Source organism: Emticicia agri (assembly GCF_004168285.1).
Taxonomy (GTDB): Bacteria; Bacteroidota; Bacteroidia; order Cytophagales; family Spirosomataceae; genus Emticicia; species Emticicia agri.
Window position 1 is genome coordinate 15594 of the sequence record NZ_SEWF01000005.1, and the last position, 17515, is coordinate 33108.

The 17515-nt window shown below is 39.3% G+C and carries 13 protein-coding genes and 1 tRNA gene; 5 read left to right on the forward strand and 9 right to left on the reverse strand.

Features of this window, described 5'->3' with window-relative positions; all coding sequences use genetic code 11:
• From EWM59_RS04260 to EWM59_RS04270, 3 genes are all read right to left on the reverse strand, one after another.
• Complete coding sequence (locus EWM59_RS04260) at positions 1–1131, reverse strand: FG-GAP repeat domain-containing protein (RefSeq protein WP_130019715.1); 1131 nt, start codon at positions 1129–1131, stop codon at positions 1–3.
• 106 nt (positions 1132–1237) lie between these two features.
• The gene (locus tag EWM59_RS04265; RefSeq protein ID WP_130019716.1) at positions 1238–1684 is read right to left on the reverse strand and encodes an SRPBCC family protein; all 447 of its coding nucleotides are present in this window, start codon (positions 1682–1684) and stop codon (positions 1238–1240) included.
• Positions 1685–1908: 224 nt separating this feature from the next.
• Positions 1909–3666 carry a putative phage tail protein gene (locus EWM59_RS04270; protein ID WP_130019717.1) on the reverse strand — a complete coding sequence of 586 codons (1758 nt, stop codon included), beginning with the start codon at positions 3664–3666 and terminating at the stop codon, positions 1909–1911.
• A gap of 588 nt (positions 3667–4254) precedes the next feature.
• Between EWM59_RS04270 and EWM59_RS04275 the strand changes: the two genes are divergently transcribed.
• The 3 genes from EWM59_RS04275 (at position 4255) to EWM59_RS04285 (ending at position 9786) form a co-directional block, all read left to right on the forward strand.
• Positions 4255–6339, forward strand: coding sequence for an immunoglobulin domain-containing protein (locus EWM59_RS04275; RefSeq protein ID WP_130019718.1), 2085 nt, complete (start codon positions 4255–4257; stop codon positions 6337–6339).
• A 78-nt stretch (positions 6340–6417) separates the two neighbouring features.
• The gene (locus tag EWM59_RS04280) at positions 6418–6984 is read left to right on the forward strand and encodes a hypothetical protein (RefSeq protein ID WP_165372094.1); all 567 of its coding nucleotides are present in this window, start codon (positions 6418–6420) and stop codon (positions 6982–6984) included.
• 339 nt (positions 6985–7323) lie between these two features.
• Positions 7324–9786 carry an ABC transporter permease gene (locus tag EWM59_RS04285; protein WP_130019720.1) on the forward strand — a complete coding sequence of 821 codons (2463 nt, stop codon included), beginning with the start codon at positions 7324–7326 and terminating at the stop codon, positions 9784–9786.
• Between the two features lie 132 nt (positions 9787–9918).
• On the opposite strand, the gene EWM59_RS04290 is transcribed toward EWM59_RS04285, so the two are convergent.
• From EWM59_RS04290 to EWM59_RS04305, 4 genes are all read right to left on the reverse strand, one after another.
• A tRNA-Arg gene (locus tag EWM59_RS04290) sits at positions 9919–9992 on the reverse strand.
• A 59-nt stretch (positions 9993–10051) separates the two neighbouring features.
• On the reverse strand, positions 10052–10357 hold the full coding sequence (gene nuoK / locus EWM59_RS04295) for an NADH-quinone oxidoreductase subunit NuoK (RefSeq protein ID WP_130019721.1): 306 nt from the start codon (positions 10355–10357) through the stop codon (positions 10052–10054).
• A gap of 104 nt (positions 10358–10461) precedes the next feature.
• Entirely contained in the window at positions 10462–11019 is a 558-nt protein-coding gene (locus EWM59_RS04300; RefSeq protein ID WP_229239274.1) for an NADH-quinone oxidoreductase subunit J family protein, read from the reverse strand.
• Entirely contained in the window at positions 11019–12263 is a 1245-nt protein-coding gene (locus tag EWM59_RS04305) for a 4Fe-4S dicluster domain-containing protein (RefSeq protein ID WP_229239275.1), read from the reverse strand. The genes EWM59_RS04300 and EWM59_RS04305 overlap by 1 nt, the downstream gene beginning before the upstream one ends.
• Before the next feature lie 204 nt (positions 12264–12467).
• Here EWM59_RS04305 and EWM59_RS04310 point away from each other — a divergent pair, with 204 nt between their 5' ends.
• Together EWM59_RS04310 and EWM59_RS04315 are read left to right on the forward strand one after the other, a co-directional pair.
• The gene (locus tag EWM59_RS04310; RefSeq protein WP_130019724.1) at positions 12468–14099 is read left to right on the forward strand and encodes an NAD(P)/FAD-dependent oxidoreductase; all 1632 of its coding nucleotides are present in this window, start codon (positions 12468–12470) and stop codon (positions 14097–14099) included.
• 59 nt (positions 14100–14158) lie between these two features.
• Positions 14159–14788 (forward strand): NUDIX hydrolase, encoded by a 630-nt coding sequence (locus EWM59_RS04315; RefSeq protein WP_130019725.1) that lies wholly within the window; start codon positions 14159–14161, stop codon positions 14786–14788.
• Between the two features lie 15 nt (positions 14789–14803).
• On the opposite strand, the gene EWM59_RS04320 is transcribed toward EWM59_RS04315, so the two are convergent.
• Together EWM59_RS04320 and EWM59_RS04325 are read right to left on the reverse strand one after the other, a co-directional pair.
• Complete coding sequence (locus tag EWM59_RS04320) at positions 14804–16330, reverse strand: RtcB family protein (RefSeq protein WP_130019726.1); 1527 nt, start codon at positions 16328–16330, stop codon at positions 14804–14806.
• A 50-nt stretch (positions 16331–16380) separates the two neighbouring features.
• Positions 16381–17475 (reverse strand): slipin family protein, encoded by a 1095-nt coding sequence (locus EWM59_RS04325; protein WP_130019727.1) that lies wholly within the window; start codon positions 17473–17475, stop codon positions 16381–16383.
• Positions 17476–17515 lie beyond the last annotated feature (40 nt).

Sequence of the window (17515 nt, forward strand, 5' to 3'; positions counted from 1 at the left end):
CTAATGCTTAACCCTTCCTTCGTTAAAAAATACCGCCAGTCCGTCTTTACCTCCTACAATTATATCAGGTGTACCTGATTTATCTACATCTGCTATTGAGAAATAATTACCCGTTCCTTTACCAATACCCAATAAACCATAGGCAATTACCTGTTTGGTAAATGATTCTCCGTTCCATTGGTAATAATATAGCCCGATGGCATCATGTGCGCCGGGGTCTTTACTATCATGCGCACGGTACCTTTTTCCGGTTATCAGTTCCGGTTGTTGGTCTCCGTCTAAATCTACCCATTTTAACTCATGAAACTGAGAATTGTAAGGGTCAATCGGGTGCTTTTTCCATACACCATTAGCTTGTTGTTCGTACCAGTCAAGTCCATAGCCATGTCCTTGACCTACAATTAAATCACTTTTGCCGTCTTTGTTTACATCGGCTACAATTACAGGCAATCCAGTATCACCTAATTTAAACTCTTCGTGCAAAATCCATTTACCGTTTCGTCTGTCAGTAGGTGCCTCTAACCAACCGTTTGAAATCACAAAATCGCCTCGTCCGTCACCATTCACATCTCCGAACCCCAATCCATGCCCATGCTTCTCAAATACCTGAATTTTATCAAATTCACCCGTTTTTTTACCCGAATCGTCCTTTTTAGCCTTATAATAAATCAATGGATGCCCTAAATTATTAGGTATTATTTCATCTTCTCCATCGCCGTCTACATCAAATAGCCTTATGCCCTCTACATTTTTTATCCCTTCACCTACGATATGCTCTTTCCAGGTATTATTATTTCCAGGGTTTTCATACCACCGCACATTGTTCCCCCACCATCCTCCGGTAATGAAGTCTATTTTTCCATCATCGTTTACATCCATAGGCAGGGTCGAAAAATCGTCCCAGTATTCGCCATGTCGCTTTACTTCGCCAATATATACACGGTCAACAAAGCCGGGGCCTTTGTACCAATAAGCACCTGAAACAATATCCGGATTTCCGTCTTTGTCCACATCAAATACGCCTGCTGTCTCAAAAGACTCGGCGGCTATTTGCTGACGACGGAATTTTAAAGGTCCCTGTTGTGCACAGGCCCACTGTACTATACAAAAAATAAAAACAAGGTATTTCATAGGGAATAGAATAGGTTTGTGTTGAGGATTAAATGAAAGGTTGAACTAAGGCGAATTCTCCGGCTAATATAACGAAAATATGGATGAAACTGAAAGCCGCTTTTCTCTACTCTTTTTCTTGTTTTTTATGAATCAAAGCCCTCAACCCTTTTACTATCTTGGTCCAGCCTTTTTGTGATTTCTTATATCTTTCTTCTGCACCTTGCCCCTCTCCTACATCATCGGTAATCACAAGGGTGGTTTTACCATCTTCATAACTTAGTGTATCGGTTACTACCGAAAAACTTGAGATACCTTCTTTCGAACTGGCATTATTCAGGCTATATTTCAGCAATTTTTCTGGAATTATTTCTAATATAGTTCCCTTCATTTCAATCTTCTTTATCAGAAATATCCTACCTACAAAAGTAATAGTACTACCTACTTCCCAATCAGAAAAAACCTTGCAGTGAAAAAAGTATTTTTTAGTTTTTTCGGGGTTAGTCAAGGCGTCCCAAACTTCGGCAGGTGTTGCCTTTAATACGGTTTTTCTTTTTACAATAAATTCTTTCATAGTTTTCTATCCTTTAGTTGTGAAGTTGTGAACCGGATTATACGGACTCTCTCAAAAATAACATGCCTGCCTATAGTAATCATTTACACCAAACACTCATCATGTTTTACAAGCCTATCTAAGATTGTCCTTTACAATTAGCTATTGAATTAAAAACAAAGAATCCCTCAGATATGGCTATCTAAAGGGATTCTGCACTATTAGATTTCAATCAGTATGTTATTTTAATCAATTTTACCAAAACCTTTCCAGGTACCCGGTGTACCTGCAACTGTACAAACCCAGCCTACATAAGAGCCGCTATTTGGGTTTTTATTATAAACTATATCGCCTACATTCCATGTACCCCTCGTAGGTATACCTTCTGCTTTTATCTCTGACTGTTTCTGATATATCACTTTACCAAGGGCATCTTCTGCCACTATATTTCTACTCAAATCATTGGTAAAATCAAAATATTTCAACCCCTTAAAGGTAAGCCCGTTATATGCCGCAGAACCTGGTTGGTCATAGATATTAAAAACATTGGTAAATTTAATATTATAGGCTCTTCCATTTTTACCACCATCTGAGAAAATAGAAGCAGCTAAATCATTCTGTGGGGTACGGATAATAATATTGCGGAAAGTAGTAGAAAAACAAGGAGCGTTAGGCAAGCCCATCTGAACAAAAACAGGTGTATTAAGCGTTCTTGCATTGGCAGGAGTACTAAAAGCCCCCTGTAATATTCTGATATGGTCAAAATTATGCAGGTACCCGGTTACAATAATACCTTTGCCATAATTTGAATCTATTTCAAGATTTGAAAAAACACAATTAAATGTCTGGGCATAAGAGGTCTTTAAAACTCCGTTTCTGGTACTTTTAAAATCATCCCCAATCTGTAAACCACAGGCATTGGGATCTGTAAGCGTACCATTATAGCTGAAACTACAATTCGAGATATTAGATGCTGTTCCGAGTAAATACATTCCTCCTTTTGCACAGTTATGTGCATAAGAATTAGACATAATCACGGCTGAATTAGATGTATCAAAATAGAAGCCCCATAAATCACAATTCTCTGCCGTAACCTGGTCAAAAGTAGCTTTCCCATTCGAAAACTTATCCGAATCCTTAAGTGTGGTTGGCCCCATTACACTTTCCGGAGTCCTTATATCGAAAGGGAATGTAAACCCATGACCTTTCAGCGAACGAAGTCTGAGGTTTTTGAATATCGGGTTCCAGGCACCAGAAATACTGATACCTGCTGTACACACCGCTCTGGCTTTATCGTTACCTACAATACCGAAATCGGATAAAGACAAGCCAAAACCAAATTTAGAATTTTTGAGTTGTGTTTCTGTTTGTCTGTAATCCAGCACCGGACCCTGAATATTTACAGGGAAGATAATACTTGAAGCCGAATTCTCGCCTCTTATTTTAGGTGCTGCTCTTGAAGCATCAATGGTAGTACTATCAAAATTAAGATTGATTGTACGGGTAACTTTGTAAGTTCCTTCGGGTATATACACATTTTTTCGGGAATTAATAGACTTCTGAATAGCATCTGTGTCGTCGGCACGTCCATCACCTTTCGCACCAAACCATTTAATATTTACCTCGGTTGCTGTAAAATTTCTTTTCCAACGACCTTTATTTATACCAGATACCGCAAAAACAGTTCCACCATTATCCGGTTCAGTACTCGCAGCATCCCAGAAAAATGAGCCACCGCCTCCATCGCCATTGGTATAATATCCCAATAATTCAGCTTTATTTCCAGACGCCACCCCATCTGTTGCCCGCATATCATTTACCGTTTGAAGAACCATGTTTTTGTTTAGTTCTAAACGCATAGCTTTTGAAACAGGTTTTTCTAAATCAGGCGTATTATCTACTTTATCTAAACCTACTGATTTTCGGCTTAAATTTGATGGTTTCTGGGCAAGAACCAATAAATTGCCTACCGCAAAGAAACATAACAGGATGTACTTTTTCATTTTTTTACAAGTTTGGATTAATAAGTGAATTTAGTTTGCCAAATATCGGGTATAGAAAATTGTTTGATTATTGTTAGATAACGACATAAAAGACTAAATACGTATATAGATACGATATACTAACAAACTTCTATCAGCTTTGTTTGAAACGGTGTCTTAAATTGGCATTAAAAAACTATCTATTCCACATTTTCTGACTTCTTTTATTATATCTGATAAGGCATCTCATCTGTTCTAATATGTCAAAAGAAGCGTGCCAAGGGGTTCAGCGAATACTTTTTCATCAAAGAGATGGCCGATTCCTGTCTAAGGCTCAAATAATTACTCTACTATCCATACAAGTGTTAATAAAAATTCATCTGCGCTACAAATTCCTCAAACAATAGACCTCATTTGCTTGCTTGATTCATGGAGCAAAATCCGGATAGTTTTCTAAGCTGATATAGAGGAATTTATGAAATTCTACTGCCTTTTGATAAAGGAATTTCCTTTATTAAACCACTCAGTAAGAAATCCCAAAAAAAAAGGTTTGTCAGAGGAAATCAATTAAATTTAAAACCTATTGAGTTTTAACTATATCAGCATGAAATGAAAACTACATATCTACTTATTTACATATTTTTATTAGCTATCTCTTTTAATAGCTACTCACAAACATCTATGTGTGGCGATAATGTTCCGGAAGGATGGGTTACTACCGAAATCACCGGAATGTGTCCTAATGGTGCCGGTGTCCAGAGGTATATCACCGACATCCGTTTTGTGGCACCGGGGTACGAAATAACTATTTGTGGTGACCTGCCACCTGCCGGATGGGTAACCAAGAGCGTTAATGGCAATTGCGGTTACAATAGTGCCTATATCTCAAGAACCATAAAAAAAGTAGAGGGTTATACGGCAGAAAATACCATGACTATCTGCGATAGCCCTGCGCCTTCCGGGTGGGTAACTACAAGTATCAATGGCAATTGTGGTTTTGATGGTAGCTATCTCTCAAGAACAATTAAAAGAATTGCTGATTTACCAACCGGAACTGTATTTTCTGATTTCGTTTGTGGAGACCCTGCGCCTGAAGGATGGATTACTACTAATGTTAATGGCAATTGCGGCTATAATGGCAGTTATATAGCAAGAACCATAAAGAAAATTGCAGGTATGGCTCCGGGAGCCGAGGAAGATGTATGCGGAGACCTCCCTCCTGCCGGATGGACTACATTAACTGTCAACAGCAATTGCGGTTACAATAGTAGTTATTTATACAGAAGGATTAAAAAACTTGAGGGCTTACCTTCAGGAACTGAAGTAAATATTTGTGGAGACCTTCCTCCTGCCAACTGGGTTACTTTAAGTGTCAATGGCAATTGTGGATTAAATAGTGCTTATGTTGCGAGAAAAATACAGAATGTCATCTGTATGCCTGTTGGTACATCATTAACTATTTGTGGAGATAATACCTATCCTAACGGATGGATTCTTAAAAGCGAAAATGGCTATTGTTCTTATCCTTATTTATCAAGAACTATTGAAAAAATTAGCGGTTATCCTACAAATCCTCCTATATCTATTTCAGGCCCATCAAATACTACCATTTGTTCAGGCGAGAGTGTAACGCTTAGTGCAAGCAACTGCCCAAGTGGAACTATTACCTGGTCTACCGGAGCAGGAGGACCATCTATCACAGTCTATCCTACAACAACTACCAATTATACCGCTACCTGTACGCAGGGTGAATGCACAAGTACCAGTAATACGATTACTATTACGGTAACCACTGTTGATGTTCAGGTATCCCCTAATGCTTCTGCTTGCGCAGGCAAAAGTGCTACATTAACTGCAAGCGGCTGTAGTTTAAATTATCAATGGTTTACTTCTCAAACTTCTACTACACCCATTGCCTATTCTTCTTCTTATACCACTCCGCCTCTGAATAACCAGACTATCTACTATGTCAACTGCAAAAATGGTAACTGCGAAAGTGCTAAAAAATCAATTACAGTTAACATTACTGCCGCACCAAATCAGCCGACTGCAAACGGACAAACCATTTGCGCTGGTAAGAGCGCTACTTTAACAGCCACAGGTTGTAGCGGAGGCACCTATAAATGGTATAGTTCAGCATCATCTACCGCAGTTCTGGCCAGTACTGCCAGCTATACTACGCCTACTTTAAATAGTAATACTACTTACTATGTAAGCTGTACCATAAACTGCGAAAGTACCCGAAGATCTGTAAGTGTTACCATTGGCCCTTCACCGTCTGCACCCACGGCCTCTGCTTCAGGTACTGCCATCTGTAACGGGCAAAGTGTTACACTAACGGCTACAGGGTGTGCCGGAACAGTTACCTGGTCGAACGGAGCAAGTGGCAGTAGTATTTCAGTAGGTACCACCGGAACTTATGCCGCCAAATGTACAATTAATGGCTGTGTAAGCGCTAACAGTAATGTTTTAACCATTACAAGTGGCAACTCAAATGCGCCTGATAATTTAATCCTGTCTGGTAATGCAACAGCAGGAGTAAGGACCGCTAACAAAACTATTACTTCAACACAGACCATTCCAAATGGCGTTAATACAACATACAATGCCGGAAATAATATAACATTGAACCCTCCATTCAAAACAAATACAGGAAGTATTTTTAAGGTAGAAATTAAGGGTTGTGGTAGTTGATAGAAATAAATACTGATTCAGAAAACTTTACTCTTTAAAATCCGCAACACTTGTGGGTTTTAAAGAGTTACTTCTACAATGTTTGCTTCTATGATGGAAAATTCTTCTTTAGATATTCAATATATTAAAGCCCGCTATGCTAAAGCAAGAAATCGGTATAAGCCCAGACAAATACGCATGGTATTTATTGGTGAAGGGCCACCCGATAACCTTGACCGATATTTTTATTTTGCTGACGTCAAAAAACATGATTCGCTTTTTTTAGAAATTATGGGGGTGCTTTATCCTGAGCAGAAAAAGCAGTACTTAGCTTCCCGTCGGGATACAGTTCTGAAAGAAGAAATTTTAGAGAGATTTCAGGAAGACGGCTATTGGATAATAAGCCTGTCTGAAGTTCCTTGTAGTCTTTTAGAGGAACCTCTCGAAAGCTATTTGCCCGACCTTCTCGAACGTCTGGAAAAGCAAATTGATAAAAATACACCTATTATTTTAATCAAGTCTAATATTTATGATATTTGTTACGCCCCACTTGTAGCAAATGGCTACCAGGTGTATAACGAAAGAATACCTTACCCGGGAAGCGGACAACAGGGGGTGTTTAGGGAGAAGTTTAGCAGGGCTGTAGCTTTGTTGAGAGAGGAGTGAAATATTGTTGAAAATTTTAAGCAATAAAGCAAAACTCCTCAAATAGCATTATCTGAGAGAGTGTAAACTGAACTGCAAATTTTTCATTATTTAATAATACCTTTCTTCTTAACCCACTTAAATACAGTGACTTAAATATTTCCAGAAACCTTTCATCTGTCTCTTTGCCTTTGGGATAAATCAAAAACATGTGTATATTAAGAGAATTGTCATTAGCTTAGTTACTGTCATTTCCGACTTATCAAAAACTTTGGCATACACAAAAAGCTATAGCAGTAAAAGAATTTGTTGACCGCAACTTTTCGGGATAGTTTAAACTCTTATTAAAAAAATAAAATTATGAAAAAAAAATTACCTCCTTCTGTAAATTCGACTGGGCAGATTCAAGATTTCTTTAGAAAAATCCTCGAACCCGCCATGTTTAAAAATTATTTCAAGACCGCTACCCGTAACCTGGCGAAAAACAGATTCTTCACCATTTTAAATGTCTTTGGCCTGGCAGTGGGCATGTCGCTTAACTTGCTATTCGTTGCCATGATTGTGTTCATTTATCAATTCGATAACTTCCATCCGAATAAAGAGCATCTATACCGGATAATTACTCACGTTCAGGATCGACAGGATAACCCGTCATTCGCATCAGTGCCTATCGGTGCTGCTCAATTGCTGAAAAGCAATTTCGCTGGTGTGGAAAAGGTTGTCCGTATTCATCAGTCGCTTCCCCGTAATGTTCGTTATGCAGAAATGAACATTTCTTTAAACGGATACTTTGTGGATGCAGCGTATCTTTCGATGTTTAACTTTCCACTGCTGCAGGGCAACGCCGCCACTTCGCTTGCAAATCCTAATACGATGGTCATTACCGATGCCGCAGCTGCCAGAATTTTTGGAGACAAGAACCCAATAGGCGAACTTGTATCCATAGAGCCCTATGGTGAAGTGATGGTAACAGGTGTAGCGAAAAACATGCCGAAGAACTCGCACCTGAGGGTCGAGGCTTTGGTCTCATTCGCCACGCTCACATCTTATCATGGTGGATCTTTTACAAACGACGAAAAAAATTGGAATAACTTCCGCAATTCATACGCCTATCTGCAACTCTCTGACAATACGAGTCCCTCTGCCCTTGAAGCATTCCTGAATGGTATTGCCAAAGAAAAATATACAAAACCTGAGTTCCAGGCTTCGTTCGAACTTCAGCGGTTCGATAAGATTGTTCCCGGGCCTGAGCTCGACAATGACATGGGCAATGAATGGAGTTATCAGGAAATGCTGCTCATAGGAGTTATACCCATGATTATATTCTTTGCGGCATGCAGCAACTACGTTAGCCTTGCTATCTCCCAGTCGCTCAAACGGATGAAAGAGATGGGTGTGCGTAAGGTGATGGGTGCACGGAAGAGACATATCTTTATGCAGTTTATGATGGAAAGCACGATCATTATGCTGCTGGCTGTGATACTGTCGTATTTTTTCTTTGAGATTATTCGCGGTGAAACGCTGTCGCTTTTCAACGGCCTTGATTGGGTTGATCTGAATCCTACCTTTGGAACGTTTGCCGGTTTCATAACTTTCGCCATCCTTGTTGGCTTTGTTTCGGGTATTGTTCCGGCGCTTCATTTTTCAAAGACAGGTGCCGTTCAGGCACTGAAAGGGAAGGAACTGCAAACAAAAACGAGCCGCTTGTTTTCATTACGTAAGCTTGTGATTACATTTCAATTCATCTTGTCTCTTGGTTTTACTTTTGCCGTGTTTATTATGGCACAACAGCATCGGTACTCTATAAATTATGATTTCGGATTCGACCGGGAGAAAATACTCAACGTTGATCTCCAACAGGCAGATCCGCAATTGGTCAGAAATGAATTCGGAAAGCTTTCCTCCATTTCTATGATCTCTCTATCGTCGCACCCGCTTGGCGTCGGAAGCGTTCCTGGATTGTACGTGAAGCGGGTGGCCAATGCAGATTCTATAGACGCGAGCAAGATGTCTGTTGATGAAAACTTTATAACAAACATGGGTCTGCTTCTGGTGTTGGGAAGGAACTTCACCAACGACGCCGGCGAAAACTCGCATTCAATCATCATTAATGAAGTATTTGCAAAAAAATTGAGTCCGAATGACGCTTCTGGAGCTATTGATCAGGTGGTCATACTTCCCGATAAGAGAAAAGTGAGAGTGGTGGGTATTTTGAAAGATTTCCACTATGCAAGCCTGCAATCACCTATTGGAAATTTCTTCTTCGAATATGCACCCGAGCATTTCAACTATGCGAATTTTCAGCTTCAATCAACCAACCAAAGCCATGCTTTTCCGGAAATGGAAGCAGCCTGGAAAGCTGTCGGGAAGGGCTCCAGGTTCAAAGCCGAATTCCTCACCGACCAGATCCGCGATGCCTATTCGTCTTACAATAAAATGATGGAACTGTGGGGATTCATGGGAGTGTTAGCCATCACCATAGCATGCCTGGGGCTATTGGGCACAGTTGTGTTCACGATTAAAAACCGGGTCAAAGAAGTGAGTATCCGGAAGGTGATGGGTGCCTCTTCCGGAAGTCTGGTGTACCTTTTATCCAAAGACTTTATTATGTTGCTGGGCATTGCGGGTGTAGTTACCATTCCAGGCGTCTACCTTTTAATGGAGTTGATGCTGCAAGAGGCACAATATTATCATGCAACTATTGGTGCCTTTGAAGCCATCATTAGCCTGGCGGTTGTGTTAAGCCTTGGACTGATAACCATCTTTTCACAAACGTTGAAGGCGGCCAATACAAATCCTGTGGATAATCTCAGAGTGGATTGATACAAATGAGGAAAGGCGATATTTAAGCACTACGAAATATTAAATAAATTAGAAAGAAAGTAGAAAAATGATGGCACGCTGAAACAAAAAACCCTTCAAATAGCGTTATTTGAAGGGTTTCTATACTTTTAGTGACCGCGAAGGGATTCAAACCCCTAACCTTCTCATCCGTAGTGAGACGCTCTATTCAGTTGAGCTACGCAGCCATATTCCCGATTTGGGACTGCAAAGGTAGCAAGTCTCCTTTTATTTGTCAAATACTTTTTTACTTTTTTAATTCACTCGTCGATTCCAGGTCAATATTCTTGAAATAATCATATATTTTCAGAATTATTGCCAATGCTACTGTTATTTCTGCCGCCGCAATTACCATGACAAACAAAGCAAACATCTGCCCCTGCAAACGATTAGGGTCATATTGGCTGAATGCTATCAGATTTATGTTAACGGCATTGAGCATTAATTCAATTCCCATCAATACTAAAATAGCGTTTCGTTTGGTAACTGCTACCGCCAGACCAATCGAAAACAATAAAGCCCCAATAATGAGATAATTCTGAATGTAAATCATGTTTTTTTATTGAGTGAATGAGTAATTGTGTGATTTAGTGATTATAAATTGCGAATATTATAGCTACTAAAAACTATTCACTCAATCACTAATTCACTCAATCACTAAATTTTTTCTTTCTTCGCTACATAAGCTGCGCCTATTAAAGCAGCTAATAGTAATAACCCAATGAGTTCAAAGGCAAAAACATAGTTAGTCATTAACTCTACTCCTATTTTCTGCACGGTTGTACCCTGATGAACATCTTTACTAACTAATTGGAAATTGGCACTAAAAATCACTTTCAAAAACCCTAAAAATAATAATATAGCTACAATAGTTACCCAAAAACGATTATGATGACTAACCAGAATTTTATTTAATTGGTCAGCTTTCTGCTGGTCTTTTTTCTTATTGGTTAGCATAATTCCGAAAATCATCAGAATTAGTATTCCACCCACATAAATCATAATCTGGCTTACTGCTAAAAAATCTGCTCCGGCAAAAACATATAAACCTGCCACACCTAAAAGCGTAACTAATAAGCTAAATGCGGCATACAACACGTTTCTCGTAAATAGCAGATAGACTGCTCCGCCAATAGTAATTGAGGCAAATGTAAAAAAGGCAATTTGCAATACTAATTGTTGGTCGATATGCTTCAATAAATCTTCGATATGCACTATTCAGGTTTTTTAGGTTGAATTTTCAAAGTTGGTTTAAATACAGGTTTGGGTTTAGGAGTTTCTTCCTTTGTGTCTTCCTGCAACTTTTCTTCCTCTTTCACCTCTTCCTGTGTAATATTATCAACTGGTTTAGCAGGAGTTTTAAAGACTGGCTTAAAGGATGCTCTCGGTTTTGGTGCTTCTTCCTCAATCTTTTCTTTTTTCACCTCTTCCGGTGCCACATTATCAACTGGTTTTGAAGCAGTTTTAAAGACGGGCTTGAATGATGCTTTCGGCTTTTGTGTTTCTTCTTCTGTTTTTTCCTCTTTTACTTCCTCTGACGTAGTATTTTCAACAGGTTTTACCACTGTTTTAAAGACTGGCTTAAATGATGCTTTTGGTTTTGGTACTTCCTCTTCAACCTTTTCCTCTTTTATTTCTTCCGGTGCAATATTCTCAACAGGCTTAGGGGTTGTTTTCATCACTGGTTTGAAAACTGGCTTTGCCTTTGGTATCTCTTCTTTAGCTTTCTCCTCTATTTCAGGGGTTTCGTTCTCTTCTTTTTTTACTGTTTTCATCACTGGTTTGAAAACAGGTTTAGATTTCGGTGCTTCTTCTGCTGCTTTTTCTTCTTTTAATTCCTCTGTCTCTACAACTGTTGGTTTTATCACAGGTTTAAAGTTAGGCTTGAATGCAGGTTTTGGTTGGGCTGGTTCAGTAGTCTGCTCTGTTGCTGTTTTCTCTTTTGGTGCAGCTTTTAAAGCTTCTTTTTCTGCAACAAATTGTTCATATAATTTCCGCTTTTCCTCAGCCTGCTGAGGTGATAAGTTCGAAAATTCAAAGTTCATCTGAGTAATATCTACTACACTGAAATCATATTCATTTGTCATGGTCAGACATTCTGTCGGACAAACAGTAGTACACAAACCACAGAAACAGCACTTAGCCATGTCAATGTCAAACCTGGCAGCATATAAACGAATCGGAGAACCATCAGAGGCATAGCTAATGATTTCAGAAGACTTAATCGGCTCAATATCAATACAATCAACAGGGCATATCTTGGCACATTTATCACACACAATACAATCATCAATCTCACAATCTAACTGATAGCGACCATTGTCAGGCACCAGCATCGATTCATGCGGAAACTGAAGTGTCACAATCCCTGTATCCTGAACAAAATAATCCGGGTTCTGTATCGAAATGGGGCCTCTGCTTTGGCGTGCATTCCAGAAATGTCGCAACGTAAGGCTCATGCCTTTTACTGTTGTTTTTATCCCGTGTCTTATATCTCTAAAATATCCCATTAAATATCCAGTAATCAGAGCTTATTTCTATAGGCTCTGTAGGTTAATCCATGTGCAAATATAAACCCAAATTTGCCATTTCATCTTTAAAACCCTAATTTTGAAAAAAAGATTTGCCTAATATACATTTTAAAGGATAAACACCTTTCAACAATGCGACAATTATTCACGCTTACATTAGAGCCCGAAGTGGCTCTTAACGATGAGGCATTACGCCAATTTCTTCTCCAACAAGCACATTTACCTGACACTACCGAAGAGGTTTCTATTCAAAAACTCCGCCAATCTATCGATGCCCGTAACCGACAGGTAAAGGTTAATTTGGAAGTAGAACTATATATAGGAGAAAAACCTGCTCCGGTAATGGAGTTTCATAAAAACTATCAGGATGTAAGCAAAAATAAACAGGCGATTGTGGTTGGTGCAGGTCCTGCCGGATTATTCGCTGCTTTACGCCTGATAGAATTGGGTGTTAAACCCATTGTGCTGGAACGTGGCAAAGATGTACAGGCTCGCAGAAGAGATTTATCGGCTATCAATAAAGACCATATTGTTAATCCCGACTCTAATTATTGTTTTGGTGAAGGGGGTGCAGGTACTTATTCTGACGGAAAGCTTTATACCCGTTCAAAAAAAAGAGGTGATATCAGACGGATTTTAGAAATATTAGTAGCACATGGTGCCACCTCGCAGATTTTAGTTGATGCTCACCCACATATTGGTACCAATAAATTACCTAATGTAGTAGCAGACTTACGGGAAAGTATTTTGAAAGCCGGTGGAGAAATTCATTTCAATACCAAGGTTACTGATTTAACAATTGCTAATAACAAGATAACAGGTGTAAGCACTGCCAACGGAAAACATATTGATGGAATAGCCGTTATTTTAGCAACAGGACATTCGGCAAGAGATATTTTTGAACTATTATTCAGAAAAAACATTCTGATTGAAGCTAAGCCTTTTGCCATGGGTGTGCGCATTGAACACCCCCAATCTTTAATAGACCAACATCAATATCATAGACTTGAGAGAGGAATACTACCTGCAGCTGCTTATAGTTTAGTGGCTCAGACTTATTATAAAAATATACAGCGGGGGGTATTTAGTTTTTGTATGTGTCCGGGAGGATTCATTGTTCCAGCCGCAACTGATGAGGGCGAATTAGTAGTAAATGGCATGTCTCCTAATCGCCGGGACTCTAAATATGCTAACTCGGGTATTGTAGTAGCTATCAATGAAGCAGATTGGCAGAAGAATAAAAAATCAGGTGCTTTAGCCGGATTAGAGCTACAAAAAGAAGTAGAACAAAGAGCTTTTCAATATGCCGTAAAAAGCCGTCAGTTTGCACAAATCAATCAAGAGAAAAATCTTAAAGGAGATACTATTACTCATTGCCAGTTAGCTCCTGCCCAAAGACTGGTTGATTTTTTGAATGAGAAAATATCGGCTTCTTTAAATGACACCTCCTATCAGCCCGGTTTAGCTTCTTCAGATATGGCAGAAATCTTACCCGATATCATTGCCCGCCCTCTACAAGACGGGTTTAAGCAATTTGGGAAAATGATTAAAGGGTATGTGACTAACGAAGCGCAATTAATTGGCATTGAGAGCAGAACTTCTTCTCCCGTAAGGATTCCACGAGATAAAGAGACCCTTGAACATTTGCAGATAAAGGGGCTTTTTCCTTGTGGTGAAGGCGCAGGTTTTGCCGGAGGAATTGTATCGGCAGCGATGGACGGTGAAAGATGTGCCGAGCAATTGGCTAAACTTTACGGTGCTTAAATAAAGTTTTTTGCTTAAATTGCAAAAACTATATATTAACCTAACTTCGTTGTAGCACCGTGAATTTCGCTGACTTCATCAGTAAACTTTCTTATCGATTAGCTAATTATCCATTACCAGGACATGAAGAAATCGTAAAAAAAATGTCGCCTAACCGCATGCGTTTGAAAGGCGAGCCTAATGAAACTACCCGTAGAAGTGGCGTATTGCTCTTGTTTTATCCGAAAGGTGAAGATATTTTTTTACCCCTGATTCTACGTCCTCAATATGATGGCGTACATGGTGGGCAAATGGCTTTCCCGGGTGGTCGGGCTGAGTTAAAAGACAAAAACATTCAGGCTACAGCATTAAGAGAAGCCCAGGAAGAAATAGGTATAAAAGCATCTGATGTAAAAATTATAGGGAATCTTACCGAATTATACATTAACCCCTCAAATCTCCTTTGTCAGCCAGTGATGGGGTATATCAATTATAGACCCGATTTTTATCCTGATGAACGTGAAGTAGCGGACATTTTAGAAGTCCCTTTATCTGATTTTGTAAATCCTGATACTGTACAAACCCGATTGGTAGAGGCCAGAGGTTTCAGGTTTGAAACACCTGGTTTTATTATTCAGGAACAAATCGTGTGGGGCGCTACTGCCATGATGATTGCCGAATTGATAGAGATAATGAAAGAAATAGAATAAAAAACGAGAGGCTAATCAATCCTCTCGTCTCTCTTTTCTGTTGGCATCGGCCATTCGTACAATTTTTGGCGTAAACTTCGCCAATATATCTACTAAATCAGTTTGAGAAGCAATAACGGTTTCTATATTTTTATATACCATAGGAGCTTCATCTAAATCTCCGCCTATCAGTTGTACCTCTTTTTCTTCTAATACTTTCTTTAAAGCATTATGCGTAATAGAACTCAATGCTTTGGTTCTTGACATCAGACGCCCTGCTCCGTGTGAAGCCGAATTAAGTGAATCTGCCACTCCTTTGCCACGTACAATGAAACCGGGGTCAGTCATCGAGCCCGGAATAATCCCTAAATCGTTGCGACTTGCCGGAGTTGCCCCTTTTCTGTGAACTATTACTTCTGTACCATCAATCAATGTATCTTTCCAGGCAAAATTGTGGTGATTTTCAACCATTTTAATTGGTTGTTCGCCTAACATTTTGGCTATCTTTTTATGGATTTCGTGGTGATTGGCTGAAGCATAATCTCCTGCCAAGTTCATGGCAATCCAGTACTCCTGCCCTTCTGCGGTATTCATATCCAACCAGGCCAGATGCGCCGCCTCTTTAGGCAACTTTGTTCGCTTCATAGCCAGTTTAGAATAATAATTAGCTACTGCTCCACCAAACCCTCTTGACCCTGAGTGAGATAAAAGTGCCAGGTATTCGCCTTTAGGCACAGCCAACAAATCATCGTATTCAAATACTTCTACAATGCCCCACTCTACAAAGTGATTACCTGTACCTGATGTTCCTAACTGACGGTAGGCTTTATCTTTCAAATCACGAATAACCTTTGTAGCTGTCCATTCTATCTTATCCATCACGCTTTCGTCAAACTTATGAGCCGTTTCTCCTCCTACGCCAAACTTGGTATTGTCAACCAAAGCACGTTTCAGTAAATGCGGTTGACGCTTGAAAAAATCACTGCGAATATCAAAAATTGACAAACACATACGGCAGGCAATATCTACCCCGACCGCATACGGAATAACCGTGTTATTGGTAGTAGCCAATACACCGCCAATAGGCAAGCCATAACCCTGATGAGCATCGGGCATTAAAGCACCAGCCACCGAAATAGGCAGGCTCAAGGCCGTTTCCATTTGTTTCAAGGCTCCTGCTTCTATGTGTTCAGCCCCATAAACCTGATAGGGCAAAGCATCCGTTCGTAAATCAAAAGCAACTGTTTTTTGCTTTTCTTTTTCCTCCATCTCAAAAACAGGAGATTCGGCAGGCAAATAACTTTTCCCGTCTTCCGAAAGTGCTACTTTTTTTCCTTGTTTTTCCAGGTCAAAAATCTCTTTTGCCAGATTAGTTACTTTATTTTTTGAATAGGCAAATTTCTTGGGGCTCTCTAACATTTCTGCAAAAAGCCTTAATACCTTTTCCTTGGGATATTCAGCCTTTTGGTGTAAGCCGTTGGCTATTCTCAGAAAACTACCTTGCAGGTTTTCAGGGATATTTCCGAGTGTTAATATGTCTTCTAATGAAATCGTTGTTTCCATTTAATGATATTTTATGTAGGCGTTGAAAGTTTTCAACCCCTACCCTATTTTTAATTTTTCACAAAAATCTGCTTCAATTGGTCAAGAATCTGACCATTGCCTGAAACTGAAATAGTATTGATTTTATCTGCGATTTTCTCTACATATTCCATCTCTTTCAGTTTCCACAAGGTTTCATTTTCTTCCATCAATTTGGCAGTATTCAACAAGCTACGCATTGAAGCGGTTTCTTCTCTACGCATAATAATATTGGCCTGTGCTTTTTTCTCAGCCATCAATACCTGGTTCATAATCTCTTTCATGTCGCCGGGCAAGATAATATCACGGATACCACAGCCTTTGATTTCGATACCCAAACCTACCAATTTGTCGGCAGTATTTTTCAATACAAAATCAACAATGCTATCTTTTTTATCCAGCAACTCATCCAGAGTCAATCCACCAATATATTCTCGTAAAACCAACTGCAATAAAACATATACCTGTTTTTCGTAATCTTTGTTTTCATACATGGCTTTCACAATATCGGTAATACGATACTGAACAAAAGCATTCAGACGTAAATTAGCTTTGTCTTTAGTCAGAATCTCTTGTCCTGAAATCTCCAGTTGCAATTGACGCATATCAGCTTTGGCTACCTGAATGCTGATAGTATTTTTCCACCAGTAATAAGTACCTCCGTCTAACACACGTACAAATTTACCATCAACAATCAAGACTCCTTTTTCATAAGCCTCAACAGTATAGCTTCTTACATACGGCAATAATTTAGTAGTGATTAGCTGTGGGCTAAAATCTTCAGTAATCTCGATTTTATTTAAATCGATAGCCGTATAAGTATAGTTTTTAATACTGCGCCAAAAAGCATATTTACCCGGCCCAAAGACAGTTTTGAAACGATTATCTTCAAACTGAACCATCATTTCATTATCCTTTACCTCTACTACATCCAAAGCTTCAATTATTTCAGCGTGCTGTAATAGCATGTTTAGTTCAATAGGCGCAGCAAAGGCATTTCCTTTCTCATATATAAAAACTTCTTCATTTCCCCACAACCAATAAGAACCTTCGCCAAGCAATCGCTTGAAAGCCTTATTTTTCAAAACCAATGCTATTTGATTAGCGTTTACTTGTATATTTTTCATGATATTAATAATTACATTGTTAAAAAATCAGTCTTAGAGC

What these genes read in the sequence shown, in the direction of transcription:
- EWM59_RS04275 (WP_130019718.1), top strand. Translation starts at nt 4,255, where the DNA reads ATGAAAACTACATATCTACTTATTTACATATTTTTATTAGCTATCTCT.
- EWM59_RS04265 (WP_130019716.1), bottom strand. Translation starts at nt 1,684, where the DNA reads ATGAAAGAATTTATTGTAAAAAGAAAAACCGTATTAAAGGCAACACCT.
- EWM59_RS04310 (WP_130019724.1), top strand. Translation starts at nt 12,468, where the DNA reads ATGCGACAATTATTCACGCTTACATTAGAGCCCGAAGTGGCTCTTAAC.
- EWM59_RS04280 (WP_165372094.1), top strand. Translation starts at nt 6,418, where the DNA reads ATGTTTGCTTCTATGATGGAAAATTCTTCTTTAGATATTCAATATATT.
- EWM59_RS04320 (WP_130019726.1), bottom strand. Translation starts at nt 16,330, where the DNA reads ATGGAAACAACGATTTCATTAGAAGACATATTAACACTCGGAAATATC.
- EWM59_RS04260 (WP_130019715.1), bottom strand. Translation starts at nt 1,131, where the DNA reads ATGAAATACCTTGTTTTTATTTTTTGTATAGTACAGTGGGCCTGTGCA.
- EWM59_RS04285 (WP_130019720.1), top strand. Translation starts at nt 7,324, where the DNA reads ATGAAAAAAAAATTACCTCCTTCTGTAAATTCGACTGGGCAGATTCAA.
- EWM59_RS04270 (WP_130019717.1), bottom strand. Translation starts at nt 3,666, where the DNA reads ATGAAAAAGTACATCCTGTTATGTTTCTTTGCGGTAGGCAATTTATTG.
- EWM59_RS04325 (WP_130019727.1), bottom strand. Translation starts at nt 17,475, where the DNA reads ATGAAAAATATACAAGTAAACGCTAATCAAATAGCATTGGTTTTGAAA.
- EWM59_RS04305 (WP_229239275.1), bottom strand. Translation starts at nt 12,263, where the DNA reads ATGAGCCTTACGTTGCGACATTTCTGGAATGCACGCCAAAGCAGAGGC.
- nuoK (WP_130019721.1), bottom strand. Translation starts at nt 10,357, where the DNA reads ATGATTTACATTCAGAATTATCTCATTATTGGGGCTTTATTGTTTTCG.